We start from the raw sequence: 12705 nt of genomic DNA, 5'->3' as shown, positions 1-12705 counted from the left end.
AGCCCGGGCGCTTGGCTCTTAACCCTGAAGCCCGGTCTGTCGGGCGTCTGTGTCGTTTCTTACATGTCCGGTAGTAGCTCGTCAGCGTTTAGGCCGGCTGTCGATGGTCCATAAAGCTATCAGGATGGCGAGTTGATGGAAGAAGAGCAGTTTCGGACAATATCATCGAGTGGTTCCGGTGGGCTATCTGCCGGCGAGATTGTCGCCGGCAAATACCGTATCGAATCGGTTCTTGGTGCCGGCGGAATGGGCACAGTTTATCGTGCGACTAACATATTTTTTGAAAAGCAATTTGCCCTTAAAGTTCTTGATGTGAAATGTGCACCAAATGCAGTGCTAATCAAGCGTTTCCAAAATGAGGCAAAAGCCGCATTCTCGCTTAGCCACCCCAACCTTGTGAAAGTGCACGACTTCGGCATCCTCGAGTCTGGAGATCCATACCTGGTTATGGATCTTGTCACTGGAGAGACGCTTGCAGATATGATCAAGCGCAAGACTGTGCTGACGCCTGAAGAATATAAACCTATTCTTGAAGGGGTCTGCCATGCACTTTCTTACGCTCATGCGCACTCGGTTATTCATCGTGATGTGAAACCGGGGAATATCATGATTTCGTTTTCACCGGAACTGGCTGTGAAAATTCTGGATTTTGGTATCGCCAAAATCGTCAACGAAGAGGCAGGCCAGTTGGAGGAGTTGACTCGTACCGGTGAGATTTTCGGCAGCCCGCTCTACATGAGCCCTGAGCAATGCGCAGGTGGACTTATTGACCAGCGTACCGATATTTATTCGCTCGGGTGCGTTACGTACGAGGCTCTTACCGGCGCACCACCGCATGTTGGCGTCAATGCTCTGCGCACGATGATGCTTCATAAAGGCACCGCGATTGTGCCGATGTCTGAAGCAAGTCTGGGTTTGAAGTTTTCACCTCAGTGGGAGCACGTGGTGTCCACGATGCTTGCCAAAGAGCCCTCCCAGCGTTACTCGGATGCGCTAGAAATCATCGACGAGTTGAATCCCGGTGCAGGCGCTCAGTTGATCGAGCAAAGGAAACGCGCCGCTAGTTCCAGTGGTGTGGAAAAACAGTCGGCTAATGTCTCTCTCTCTGTCGGGCAATTGGGATTTCTTGTTGCTGGTGTCATGGCCGCCAGTTCTGCTGCCACCTATTTCGCCTGGCAGCTGGTATCACCAGAGCAGAACCGGGTTCACGAAGTGGTAGAGCCTGTTCAGAAAAAAGAGGAGGTTGCGCCGACAGTTGGGCAAGGCAATCAGATACCGTTTTCTGTTGATTCGATTCCGCCTGTTGTACCACTGACGACGTCGACGTTAGGACGTGACGGCAAGCGTTTGCTAAGAATCAAATGTCCGGCACAAGAGATAGGGCGTATTGTTCCGATGAACTCGCACTATGAGCGCATTGGCGATGTGTTGTATGCGAAGGATTACGTCGATGTTCCAGCCGACGCCAGGCTTGGTTTTATCGTCGCTCAAACCTACGATAATTTGACAATTGCCCATCCGGAAATCATCAATCGAATCGACCCAAACTTGTTTTCAAGTTTCACCGTATTGGGCGACGCGCTCGAGCTGGACAAGATCATAGAGGATACCGACAGGCTCAGTAAATTTACTCTTTCAGTAGAAGAAAGGAAACCAGTCCGCGACGCTGAAGCGGCGGAGAATCGCAAGCAATTGCCTGAAGTCAAATTGAAGCCGGAAGAGTTGCTGACAGGGTTCGAGCAATGTCTTCTCAAGTTGAACCAATGGAAGCAATTGAAATCGGTAAGCTTTGAAAAGGTAAAGGTTACCGACGGTATGTTGAATGCCGTGGAACAGTTGGAAGGGCTGGAGTGCATAAAACTGAAGCAGAATAAATTTGTTTCACAGCGCTTACCTTCACTGTCCTGCTTACCTTCACTGGTGATTATGGAATTTCAAGACTACAATCCGAAGTTTTTGTGGGCTAAGCCGGAAAGTTTCAAAAAGCTCGAGGTCCTGACAGTCGATTGCGTTATCACGCCAGAGGTATTGAGGGGGCTGCGACGACTGCCGCGATTAAAAACTTTGAGGCTGCGGAAGGATGATTTCAAACCGCCGCCGGCACTGATTGATTGGATTGCTGCAAGTAATCAGCTTGAGACAGTGACAATCGATTGCGGTTCGCTTTCTGCTAAAGATGTTCGAAGGATTCTAGCTAATCGGTCGATAAAGAAACTTTGGGTGGACAATAAGCTCTCTCAAGAGCTTGAAGGAATACCGGAATTTCGCTCACCGCGCCTGGAGTTTGTCAGGAACAGGGTTGTCGGAGACCCTGATGTCTGAGCGTTAGAGGTTCTTGATTTGCGCAAGTTTGTTTATTTGGGTGGACGCCTGGATGGATTTGCAGCACTCAGCCAGCTCCTTACCGTGCTCATTGCTGGCGCAAAGCAGATTAGGAGAGGTGTTATCGTTATAGTCGACGTAAACCATCTGTGGTATCAGAAAATTTCCGTCATCACGATCGGGAAGCAGGGCTGTAGCGGCAATCCTATACAGTTTGCCGCCGTCGCCAGTCAGTTCGAAAAGGCGTGCCGCCTGTGCCGTGGAAATCTTTATTGAACCGGTCTTGCCTCCGAAACGATACTGTTGGCCTGACGCTCTCAGACCAGGTACGTTGTTGTCGATAGTGTATTGCACTGATCCATCTCGTCTGACAAGAAGAGAATGGCTTGCCACCTTGCTGTCGCCGCTGTCTACAATCAAGATACCGTCGCGATTGGCAGCTACGACGTCAGGATCACCATTTGAAAGTTGGCGACTGACTTGATCCAGCATCTGTTCGAGAAGGCTGTGGGCCGCCCTGGCTAGCTCCGGACGATTTTCGAATCCTGCTTCAAATGGAGGCTCTTTCAACGTTTTCTGGTATGTTGAAATATCTATTCCTGCACGTCTTGCGTAGGCCAGGGCTTGCATCAGCTGAGCCTTCTCGCTGCGTATCGCCTGTGCTTGAGCGTTTGCACTGAAACCTGAAAATACCCAGGCATGAAACATTACCGACAGCTGTATGCACGCCGACATACGTGCGCGCTGGTTTGAAAGCAGAGGTAGACGGCGTATTTTTTCACCCATAAGAAGTATGCTAACCAATGGTGTGATATTCCGGAAATAGGGTTTACCCTACCAGTCGATGCGCGTAAAGCTTTCCCGCGATCTTTGATTTGCTTTTTCAATTACGTGTTCGGCATCGCCCCATTGGCTTTTGTGTGCTGACAGCGCTGCCTTTTTCGACTGCCAGGCCGTGCCTGAGATCTCGACGAAACAGTTAGGGTCGCGATAGTTGAGAACGAGCAGGGTCCGCACTTCATGTGGTGGCAGGTCCGGCAATTCATTCTTGTTCCGAGCGTATGGGTAAACGGCGTCGATGGTTGCCTGTCCTATCGCACGATGGTCAGCGTGGTTGACTCCCCAGGCTGGGTCCAGGGTGTTTATGTCGAGAGCGATAACGATTTCTGGTTTGATTCGGCGAATTACCTTGACGATGGCATCAATAAGTTCGCGATTGCAGACAATGCCGCCATCCGGCAACCCCAGAAATTCAACGTTTTCTCGAGATACGCCCAGAATCTCGGCAGCAGTCAGTTGCTCTTCCAATCTGATGCGCGCAATCTGATCGGGCGTGAACCCCTGCGCATCGCCTTTCTCTCCGTAGCTCGCGCACAAGTAGTGGACATTGACGCCCGCCGCTGTCAAGCGCGCAATCGTGCCTCCGACATAGAAATCGGAGTCGTCAGGATGCGCAAACACGACAAGAGCTTTCTGACCATCCAGAGAGGATGGTGACCACTCCTGCATCTGTTCGTTAGCGTGAGTAGTACTCAATCACGAGATGTTCGTTGAATGATTGATCGAGCTGTTCGCGAGTTGGAATCATTGTGATGGAAGCTTCCATGCTCTTTTCTTCAGCAGCGATCCATTCTGGAACGATAACTGCAGCTTTGTGAGCGTCCTTCAATTGAGACTTGCTCTTGTCGCGAATTGTTATCTTGTCACCCAGCTTGGTGCGGATGGAAGGCACTGTGACGCGATTGCCATTCAAGAGGACATGACCATGGCTGATCAATTGACGGGCATGAGCGCGGCTGCCAGCCAGGTTTGAACGGAATACGATGTTGTCGAGACGTGATTCCAAAATTTGCAACATGATTGTACCGGTGACGCCTTTGGCGCGCGAAGCTTCTTCGTACACGCTGTAGAACTGGCGTTCAGATACATCATAAGTCCAACGAATTTTTTGCTTCTCAGCAAGTTGCAAAGCAAAATCGCTTTTCTTCTTGCGAGCGGCGCCGTGCTGACCGGGAGGAGAGGGCTTGCGCAGGATGGCGCATTTGACTCGACCGCAAACGCTCTGACCTACAGCTCGGCATCTTTTGCACTTCGAGCCCAAATAACGCATGTTTCTAACTCCCTCCAGTGGACTGTAAAGCAGTGTGCCGGACCGGGCGGTCCACACCTGCTGCGATTGAACTGCCTAGAATACTACACCATCTTCCTTGTTGAGAACGCTTCGCAGCGCAAAACAGGCTCAACTTTATCGAAATCATTACAGGTGGGCTGAAATTGCCCTGTTAAGTTTCTTAATCGAGCACCTGACGGGTTCTCCTGGATTTGCTTATTGAGAATGAGTAAATCAATAATTACCGTCGAAATGTTTCGAAAAGTAGCGTGGAGTCAGGGTTTTCGGACGTTATGGCTGTTCTCTTAATCTTTGGCACGGGGCGGCATTGACCAACGTCGAATTTATAATTTCATCATCAATCCGCTCAGCAGCTCGTTGCTAATGAAATAAGCGATGACTCGACAACTGCCGGAATCGGCTAGCTGCGCCCTTCAGTTGTGTATGGCGCGCTTGTCATTGCAAAGAACAGTTCCTTCAGCTAGTGGGTTAGATGCCGTTGGGCGGATCGCTCCCGTCTCAGTGCCGCCGGCGCGCTATTCCGACTTCGCTACTTGACAATGTGTTTGATTTGACCAATTCGGTGAATGGACTGGCTTCTGTCATTGCTCTTGATAAGGCGTGGCTGGCATAGTTAAGTATCTGTTTCATCCGCATTTTTTTTTGAGTCGTCTCAACCAGCCATTCAGCATTGATCAAAACATTGCATCGCCGTCTGTAACTCTCGTGTTGCTCGGCAAGCATCGTTTGGTCATCATGCGCACCAGCTTCTAATGTTTGAAAGGGAAACAATGTCTGCCAACATCAATTTCGCAGTAACCGACGTCGCTAGCGCACCTGGTGGCGCACGTAGCGAGGCCCACTCTGCAGCTATCCAGCGATACCGCAATGCCATCAACGCCATGCGAGTCGCAGACGACGGCACCAGCCAAGCGTTGCGCGACGACGGGTCTTTGTATCCACTGCGGGACGCCTTTCTCGCTGAACTGTCTGCGCTGGTCCGCGAGCATACATAGGACCGCACGGGTGACAACCCAACTTTTTAAGTGAAAGGTGAGTTTCATGCAAGATCAAGATTTGGTGCAAATGAGAGCAGATCTCGTCTCTCAACAAGAAGACATTGATTTCGAACTCTTCGCCGTTGGTCAAGGTGTGGCGCCGGAAGTTCAGACGAATTTGCGGCTGCGCAGTGATGCAGTGCGTGCTCGCATCGGCACCGTTGACAGCATGTTTGAGTCGCGTGCGCGCGCTCGGGCGAATGTTGTTCTGCCTGTTTCCACGATGTCGAAGAGTCAGATCGACAGCGAGTTCGAAGCTCTGATGACCAGCCTCCGTCCCTCGAAGTCGATCGATGCGACCGGGGAACTCTACGGCGAATGATTTACCCGATCTGATTGCTAAATTTTCCGATGTGATCGTCGGCTGCAGCACAATGATTCAGGCGAAAAGCGCCTGACCAGACCATTAGGAGAATACCAATGAAGCGTTCAATCATCGCTGGATTGATCATGATCGCCATTGCCATTGGTGCCGGAAGCGGTATAGCCGACGCCAGTGTCAAGCATTGCGGACCGGGCATGGTGCTCGACGCGCAAGGAGGTGTCTCGGCATGCAAGCCCATGCCGGTGACGCCAGGACATCACGGTCACCGTGCGCGCGCCCGCGCCATCTCGCAGTGGCCCAACTGAACAAGTTCGGGCAGAGGCTTGAGATAGAGCGCGCGTTTGCTCAACGACCAGCTTCCCCAATACGAGTGATGACGCGCTTTTGCAGGCGCGTCATCGCTTCGTCCAGTGTTAACTGCTCGATTGTTTGAGCCTGACCCAAAGAGGGGTCGAAGTGAGTAAGAACCAAGCAGAAGTTACCGCTGTCAGCTTCGGCGGTGGCGGTAGATGCGGTGCTGGTCGTCACATTCCAGTGGCAGAGCATTACCGCGACAAGAATATCGCTTGTTGGATGGGCACGTCGATCGGAGGCTTCATTGCAATTTTGATCGCCAATGGCTTTTCCGAACAAGCGATGAAGAACGCGATGTATCAACTTTGGCGTCCCAGTATGCGTAGTGCGCTCCATGCGATCGCGCCCAAGCTGATCAATCCGTTCAAGTTGCTGAAGGGCACTGAGAGCGAGTTGCAGAAGCTTTCAACCTACTTTGGTTTGTTGGACCAGACCAAGCACATCGAACAGTGGTGCAAAGGGCTCGAGTGGAACAATGCTCAGTTTGGACTGTTCGACTTGATCTCGCGCAAGCCCATCGTCGCGGATAAGGATTCAGGCATGCCGCTGCACATCGCACTCAGCGCCACGATGGCTGTACCTTTGGTCTTTTCCCCGGTTCTCTGGATCGACGCGGAGGGCACCCGCCATCTACTCATCGACGGTGGCATTGCTCATTGCCATCCGACAGTGGAGGGGCGAAAGACAGCGATCGTGAAGTGCATGACATTTCCGGGACGCGACTGGTGTTGGCCCGACAGCGAAGGCGACGACATCATCGACATTGGCGTCATGCCTGGGTGGAACGTGCTCTTCCCGCCATCTCGGCGCGAAATCGACAAGCAGGTCGACGAAGCCCGCACCAAATTCGGTGCAATCAAATCTGCAACGCGGGAGTGGCCGTTTCCGCTTCCGCTCTGACGCTTCACTTAAATCAAACCCCTCTTCAGGGGTTTGATTTTTGGTCGCATCTATTCATGCATATAGTTGTTGAGAGTATTTGGCTGGTTGACCCTTGGCACTATATAGCTTAGTAGGCTTGAGCAAAGGAAAAAGCAGCGGAAACGGGCTATGCAGCTCGTCTTCATCACCTTTCCCTGGTCTCAGCCCGGGGTCTGAATTGTTACATCCAGACCCCGGGGTCGACCGTCACGCCGTCTCGAGTTCGCCCTCCGTCTCCTGCTCGACTTCTCCGATGGAGACGACGTGCAGGTTGCGAGCGCGCGGGAACATCCGCCAGTGGTTGCCGCTCTCCTGACCGCACGCTTCCTTGACCACCTCGACCTGTGAGCCGGGCATCTTGTCAGCGAGTTCGCGGGCGGTGTCGCGTACACAGGCATGAGTCTCCACGCCGCAGATGACGAAGGCGCTGGTGTCGTAGAGTCCCCGCTCGCATGCGGCGAGAACCTCGTCGGAACCATCGCAGCCATCCTTCTGCTCGACGACGTATTGATCGTAGGCGCGCACCCAACGCATCAGGCGCGGCAACGTCGGCTCGTCGCAGAACTCGAGGAAGACGATCAGCGAGTCTGCCTCCCGCGCTTCGCGGATGAGCAGCTCGACCGACTCGATCACTCCGGGCAGCATGCTCTTCCCGTAACCGGGCTGCATGTCCACCACAACCAGAACCTTACCGGTGAGGTCAATCATCACTGCCTTCCTTTCCGCTTAGCGGGTTGGGAGATAGAGAAATTCGGCAGACGCGGAAGCGAATGCCGAGCGATTGCTGGTTAGAACAGCTCGAGCTGCACCGGCTTGGCGACCGGATCGACTCGTTTGTCGCTCTTGGAAGCAGGCTCTGCAACCGGGATGACTGCCGGTTCGGGCACTGCTTCGACGACCGTTGCGACGACTGGTTCGGGCGTGCTGGGTGGTGCCGGCGGCGGTGCCTCGATGACCGTTCCTTTCGGAGCCAGTTCGTAGGTGCCGTCACCGAAAACCGCGATGCGACCGCCGATGCCTTCCAGACTCCAGAAGACACCGTAGATCTTTTCGCGCTTCCACTTCTGGCTGGTGTACCAACCATCCGCACCGACGATGGCGCGAATGGAGAACCGTCGCCAGCCAGTGCCGTCCCAGAGCAAACCGGTGAAGTAGCCGGAGTAGCCGCGTTTCCGCGCCTTTGCCGTCTTCGCTTCGCGGTTGGCTCGTCCACGCTCATCGAGGTGGCTGTCCACCTTGATGTCGCCGACTTGCAGTTGAGCCGGAAGCTTGCGCTCCGGGTAGTAAGGGGCAAGGTAATCGCCAACGTAGACCTTGCCCGACAAAACAATCGGGTCTTTTGCCATAATTGGCGCTCCTTTCAGCGCGATGTACAGGCGGCGTCTCGAGCCGAAACTCGAGGCACCGCCTGTGGTGAACGCAGGCAGCCGGGTTGCGCTGAACCTAGACTGCCTGGGCGACGGGGATTTCGCCGCAGCGAATGAACGCCGCCAGGGCTTCCTGCGCCTTGCGGTAACCGTACTGGTGCAGCTTGTCGACGTCCTTGTCGTTGAGACGAGTGAAGAAGCGCGACAGCGGGTCACCGACCGAGGCGACGAAATCTTCGCGCCGGTCGGGGAAGAGCAGCTGCATGCCGGGAAGGTCGATCAGCTTGGCGATGATCGCGGGCGTAGCACAGAACTTGCCGGGATGGGGATGGAAGGCCCCACCGTCGACGAGCATGTAGCTTTGCCCATCCTTCTCGAACGGCACGGGACGCATCAGCCCGGGAACTGCGCACGAAGCCGTAAGAGCGACATCGAGAGGGAAGTCGCTCATCATCACCGGCTTGCGGGTGTGCAAGTCGAAGGCGATGATCTGCAGGTTGGGCTTATGCGCGAGCTGATACTTCTCGACCAGGTAGGTCATGAAGGGCAGGAGGTTGACGAAGCCGCCGCAGAACATGCGCAGCGGGTTGAACACCGGAGGGATGAGCGACCGCCACATGAGCGACAGACTCGGCTTGCAGAGCTCCTCGAGGAAGACCTGCCGAATCTGTGCGGTCGTGTAGCCGTTCGTGTAGAACGTCGCAACGATGCTGCCGATGCTGACACCGGTGTAGTCGCTGCAGATGACCGACTCTTCTTCCAGGAAGTCGAGGAAGCCGAGAAGCGAAACGCCCCTCATGCCGCCACCGCCTAGAACGACTGGGATCCCTTCAGTTTGGGTTGGGGATGAAGAAAGCATATTCCACCTCTTTATGTGGAAAGGGCTCGCTTTGAAGTAGTGCGGGCCGGGGTTAAGGACTGGCGTCGAAACGCCGCGAAACGCCGGGGCGATATGCAGAACGATGTCACCATCGCACTACAGATCGCCCACGCGTCATTCGGTACTGGTACTAGTTGCTGAACCGGTCGGGCTCCGTGGGAAGCTGCGGGGCGTCCAGCGTGCCCGTGAGCCAGTTGAAGATGATCTTGCCGGTGCGCCCGTTGCCATCCTCCCGGGGGTGGATGTCTTCGAAGCGCTCGTAGAGCCACTGCGCCGTCAGCGGCTGACCGAAGTGCTCGGGGTTCTGGCCGGAAGCGTGAGCATCCAGCATCAGCCCGAGCTCGGTCATGTCGCGCGTGATGTACTCGGGCTGCGAGCCCGCGACGATACCGCCGATGGTGACGGTGGTGGTGCGCCAGCCGGCCTTGAGGTTCGGCTCCACCATCTCGGCGAGCTTGAGAACCATCTCGTCGTTGAGGCGCGCGCCGGCGTGCTGACAGTCGATGGCGTGGTTCCACGCGTTGACCATGCAGTACACCGAGATGGCACCACTGCGCTGCCGCTCGCACTCCTCGGCGCAGAACTTGAGCACGGCGAGCTGCTCGGCAGTCCACCCGGAGGTGTAATTGGCGATCATGTCGTAGACCGCCATCTCATCAGACAGCGTCGTCTCGCCGTCGTAGGGCTCGGCGCAGACGACTGCGGCGGTGGCGAGCAGGGTGAGCTGGCCGTTGTTGAAGAATTCGCGCTTCTGCATTGTTTCCTCTCTTCTTGTTTTTGTTTGTTTTGAGAACCCACAAGGCAGAGGTGTGAACCTCACGCCCGAACCCGCAGTGCCCTCGGAAGTGAGAGCGACTGCGGGTTCTTGTGCTGCGCTTGCGCCTAGTTGAGGCTGAACGGACCGAAGAAGCCGGGGCGGTCGTCGTCGGTCGTCTGGCGGTGGCGGCGCGCGTCCACGATGGCACCACCGAGGTAGCCGGGGATGATGCCTGCGGGGCGGGCGGTGTCAGGGTTGAGCGGCACGCAGTTGTTGATGGCGTTGCCGATCACTTCCACGAGCTCCATGCCGAAGGCTTCGCCGCTGTAGAGGCGCGCGAATTCGACAGCGCACTCGTACACCTTCAGGGCACCGGCGTTGCGCCGCTGGCACTCCTCGGCGATGTGGTGCAGAACCACCAGCTCGTCGGCGGTGAAGCCCGAGCAGCAGTCGCGCAGGGTGACGAAGACGGCCCACTCGTTGGAGATGCGGCTTTCCGCGTCGGGCTCGGCGCACTGCTTTGCGATGGACTGGATGAGGGCGAGTTTGCCCTGGTTGAATTCCAAGTTTGTCGTGTTCATAAAGACTCCTTTTTGTTTTTGGGAGCTTGCGCTCCGGTTTTGAAAAAAGAACCCCTGGCACACGCCAGTGGTTTTTGCACCCAGCTCAAATTTGCTGCCACCGCAGGTGATAGCAACAAATTTGAACAGGGAGTGATGCAGGCGACGTGCCTGGCGCTTGCTTGCACAAGCTGACCAGGACGCCGCCCGCACCACTGTGTTCACGGCGTCAGCCGTATCTCTTGACGCGGACGCTAGCCGAAGCGACGAGAGCTTGCGCCCTCATCGCCCCGACTATCGCTGGTTGGTCAGACCAGCTCGACCGTGCCCTGGGCGACGTTGACCGACTTGACCGAGGCGACGATGGTCTCGCCGTACTCGTAGCGCTTGCTGCCCTTCTTGGCCAGCAGTCCGCGGCCGCCCACCTCGAGGTCCACGACGATGGTGTTGCCGCGCACGCTCGAGAAGGTGCCGGTCACCGACGCGCCGGGGGTGAGGGTGGCCAGCGACAGGCGGCGCTGGCTGAGCCGCACCTCCTGCTTGTCGCGGTTCACGTCGACGACGACCAGCTCCAGCTTGTCGCCGCGCTTGAAGCCCGCCAGCTTCGCGTCACGCACCTCGCGGGACTTGCCGTCGACCTCGCTGACGTGCAGGAAGCCGACCGTCTTGCCGAGGTTGATGAAGGCACCGATCTCCTTGGTGCCGCTGACGGTGCCCTCGACCACGGTGCCGACCTTCAGGCTCGCGAAGAACTCGGCCTTCTCGTCGGCGACCATGCTGAAGCCCAGGCGGTTCGCGGCGGCGTCGACCTTGATGACGCGCACCTTGAGCTCCTGCTTGTACTTCAGACCGGTCAGGAAGGCCTTGCGGTCCTCCATGGTGGTGCCGGGCATCTCGCTGACGTGGAGCAGGCCGAAGCCCAGCTTGCCCACGACCAGGTGGACGCCGAAGTCCTTCTTGAACTTCACGGTCGCGGTCAGCTCGTCGCCGACCTTGACGGTGCCGAAGAAGGCCGCCTTCTCGGAGACCGGCTCGCTGACCTCGACGACGGGCGCCGTCTCGGGCTCGACCACCGCGACCGTCTTCTCCTCGACCGCGGGAGCGGTCTCGGTGACGACCTTGGCGACCGGCGCCTCGACGACACGCGCCGCCTTGGGCTTGCCCGGCTTGGAGCTGGGCTTGCGGCTGCCGCTCTCGAACTTGACGCTGGCGCCCCACTTCGCGGCGAGGCTGGCGATCGAGTCCTGCAGGTCGTCGGCACCGGTCTCGACCTCGGTCTCCGCCTGCGCGGTCTCGGTGACGACCTCGGCGTTGACCTCGGTGACCTCGGTGACCTCGGTCGTGGCGGCGGGGGCGGTGTCGGCGATGGCGACGCGCGGCTTGGCACCGCTCGTGTCGACGACGTTGACCGCGATCTCGGTGCCCTTGGCGAGGTCGCTGAGCGAGGTGTCGCCGAGCAGACCGACCGGCAGGAAGGCCGAGGTGCCGTCGATGTTGACGCTGGCGCCGTGCTGGTTCTTGCTCTCGACGACACCGGTGACGGTGGCGCCCTCGACGAGCGTGGTGGCGGCGGGGGTGGTGTTGGTGGTGGTGGTCATGTTCATGGTTCCTTTCGGGTTGATGTTGCTGGTTTCGGGGTTGTTGTTGTTGTTGTTGTTGGGTTCGACTGCGGACGTGAGACTCGACAGCGCCGAGGCGCTATCGTCGGGTGGGGCCGTGGCCCCGGGTTTGGACTCGTTCATAGACAAGACACTCCTTTCGGAAAGACCTGCTTTTGCAGGTGGGTTGATAAATGCGAGCCAGTCTCAGCCGACTGAATGTCGACCTCTGGCTCGTTTGGGAAGGGATTTCCCCAGTCAGACCCCGTACCTGGTCTGACCAGCACCGGAATTTCACCGGCCCCACCGCAGGATGGTGCGGATAGGGGATGAGGCTCTGCTTACGCAGAGACTCGTGCTCGCCTTGTGCAGACGGTGCCTAGTGGAGGCGACCTTCGGCGACGATGTCGGCGAGGTGGTCGAGACCCTCGTTGTAGAGGGCGATGTCGAGCC

At 56.7% G+C, this 12705-nt stretch carries 14 protein-coding genes; 5 read left to right on the top strand and 9 right to left on the bottom strand.

Annotation, left to right across the window (positions count from 1 at the left end; all coding sequences use genetic code 11):
- Positions 1-135: 135 nt before the first annotated feature.
- A complete protein-coding gene (locus EKK48_12525) occupies positions 136-2322 on the top strand; it encodes a serine/threonine protein kinase (protein ID RTL41740.1) in 2187 nt (728 codons plus the stop codon).
- A gap of 3 nt (positions 2323-2325) precedes the next feature.
- On the opposite strand, the gene EKK48_12520 is transcribed toward EKK48_12525, so the two are convergent.
- From EKK48_12520 to EKK48_12510, 3 genes are read right to left on the bottom strand one after another with little or no spacing between them, the layout of a single operon-like run.
- Entirely contained in the window at positions 2326-3108 is a 783-nt protein-coding gene (locus EKK48_12520) for a hypothetical protein (GenBank protein RTL41739.1), read from the bottom strand.
- A 48-nt stretch (positions 3109-3156) separates the two neighbouring features.
- Positions 3157-3858: a PIG-L family deacetylase gene (locus EKK48_12515; protein RTL41738.1), complete on the bottom strand. Its 702-nt coding sequence runs from the start codon at positions 3856-3858 to the stop codon at positions 3157-3159.
- Positions 3839-4432 (bottom strand): 30S ribosomal protein S4, encoded by a 594-nt coding sequence (locus EKK48_12510; protein ID RTL41737.1) that lies wholly within the window; start codon positions 4430-4432, stop codon positions 3839-3841. Before EKK48_12510 ends, EKK48_12515 begins: the two co-directional genes overlap by 20 nt.
- A 791-nt stretch (positions 4433-5223) precedes the next feature.
- Between EKK48_12510 and EKK48_12505 the strand changes: the two genes are divergently transcribed.
- The 4 genes from EKK48_12505 to EKK48_12490 all read left to right on the top strand — a co-directional run bounded on the left by EKK48_12505 (position 5224) and on the right by EKK48_12490 (position 7069).
- Positions 5224-5448, top strand: coding sequence for a hypothetical protein (locus EKK48_12505; GenBank protein ID RTL41736.1), 225 nt, complete (start codon positions 5224-5226; stop codon positions 5446-5448).
- A 46-nt stretch (positions 5449-5494) separates the two neighbouring features.
- Positions 5495-5812, top strand: coding sequence for a hypothetical protein (locus EKK48_12500; protein ID RTL41735.1), 318 nt, complete (start codon positions 5495-5497; stop codon positions 5810-5812).
- Positions 5813-5910: 98 nt separating this feature from the next.
- Positions 5911-6120, top strand: coding sequence for a hypothetical protein (locus tag EKK48_12495; GenBank protein RTL41734.1), 210 nt, complete (start codon positions 5911-5913; stop codon positions 6118-6120).
- 151 nt (positions 6121-6271) lie between these two features.
- The gene (locus EKK48_12490) at positions 6272-7069 is read left to right on the top strand and encodes a patatin-like phospholipase family protein (protein ID RTL41733.1); all 798 of its coding nucleotides are present in this window, start codon (positions 6272-6274) and stop codon (positions 7067-7069) included.
- Positions 7070-7297: 228 nt separating this feature from the next.
- Here EKK48_12490 and EKK48_12485 read toward each other — a convergent pair whose 3' ends face one another.
- The 6 genes from EKK48_12485 to EKK48_12460 all read right to left on the bottom strand — a co-directional run bounded on the left by EKK48_12485 (position 7298) and on the right by EKK48_12460 (position 12396).
- Positions 7298-7798 (bottom strand): isochorismatase family protein, encoded by a 501-nt coding sequence (locus tag EKK48_12485; protein ID RTL41732.1) that lies wholly within the window; start codon positions 7796-7798, stop codon positions 7298-7300.
- An 80-nt stretch (positions 7799-7878) separates the two neighbouring features.
- A complete protein-coding gene (locus EKK48_12480; GenBank protein RTL41731.1) occupies positions 7879-8436 on the bottom strand; it encodes a hypothetical protein in 558 nt (185 codons plus the stop codon).
- Positions 8437-8533: 97 nt separating this feature from the next.
- Positions 8534-9316: a hypothetical protein gene (locus EKK48_12475; protein ID RTL41730.1), complete on the bottom strand. Its 783-nt coding sequence runs from the start codon at positions 9314-9316 to the stop codon at positions 8534-8536.
- Positions 9317-9467: 151 nt separating this feature from the next.
- Positions 9468-10094, bottom strand: coding sequence for a Fic family protein (locus tag EKK48_12470; GenBank protein ID RTL41729.1), 627 nt, complete (start codon positions 10092-10094; stop codon positions 9468-9470).
- A gap of 125 nt (positions 10095-10219) precedes the next feature.
- Positions 10220-10675, bottom strand: coding sequence for a hypothetical protein (locus EKK48_12465; protein ID RTL41728.1), 456 nt, complete (start codon positions 10673-10675; stop codon positions 10220-10222).
- 287 nt (positions 10676-10962) lie between these two features.
- The gene (locus tag EKK48_12460; GenBank protein ID RTL41727.1) at positions 10963-12396 is read right to left on the bottom strand and encodes a S1 RNA-binding domain-containing protein; all 1434 of its coding nucleotides are present in this window, start codon (positions 12394-12396) and stop codon (positions 10963-10965) included.
- Positions 12397-12705 lie beyond the last annotated feature (309 nt).

Source organism: Candidatus Melainabacteria bacterium, from assembly GCA_003963305.1.
GTDB lineage: Bacteria > Cyanobacteriota > Vampirovibrionia > Obscuribacterales > Obscuribacteraceae > PALSA-1081.
This window is presented reverse-complemented; position numbering and strand designations above follow the sequence as displayed.

Coding starts and splice junctions, on each gene's coding strand:
- EKK48_12505 (RTL41736.1), top strand. CDS start 5,224: ATGTCTGCCAACATCAATTTCGCAGTAACCGACGTCGCTAGCGCACCT.
- EKK48_12525 (RTL41740.1), top strand. CDS start 136: ATGGAAGAAGAGCAGTTTCGGACAATATCATCGAGTGGTTCCGGTGGG.
- EKK48_12500 (RTL41735.1), top strand. CDS start 5,495: ATGCAAGATCAAGATTTGGTGCAAATGAGAGCAGATCTCGTCTCTCAA.
- EKK48_12475 (RTL41730.1), bottom strand. CDS start 9,316: ATGCTTTCTTCATCCCCAACCCAAACTGAAGGGATCCCAGTCGTTCTA.
- EKK48_12480 (RTL41731.1), bottom strand. CDS start 8,436: ATGGCAAAAGACCCGATTGTTTTGTCGGGCAAGGTCTACGTTGGCGAT.
- EKK48_12470 (RTL41729.1), bottom strand. CDS start 10,094: ATGCAGAAGCGCGAATTCTTCAACAACGGCCAGCTCACCCTGCTCGCC.
- EKK48_12465 (RTL41728.1), bottom strand. CDS start 10,675: ATGAACACGACAAACTTGGAATTCAACCAGGGCAAACTCGCCCTCATC.
- EKK48_12485 (RTL41732.1), bottom strand. CDS start 7,798: ATGATTGACCTCACCGGTAAGGTTCTGGTTGTGGTGGACATGCAGCCC.
- EKK48_12510 (RTL41737.1), bottom strand. CDS start 4,432: ATGCGTTATTTGGGCTCGAAGTGCAAAAGATGCCGAGCTGTAGGTCAG.
- EKK48_12495 (RTL41734.1), top strand. CDS start 5,911: ATGAAGCGTTCAATCATCGCTGGATTGATCATGATCGCCATTGCCATT.
- EKK48_12460 (RTL41727.1), bottom strand. CDS start 12,396: ATGAACGAGTCCAAACCCGGGGCCACGGCCCCACCCGACGATAGCGCC.
- EKK48_12520 (RTL41739.1), bottom strand. CDS start 3,108: ATGGGTGAAAAAATACGCCGTCTACCTCTGCTTTCAAACCAGCGCGCA.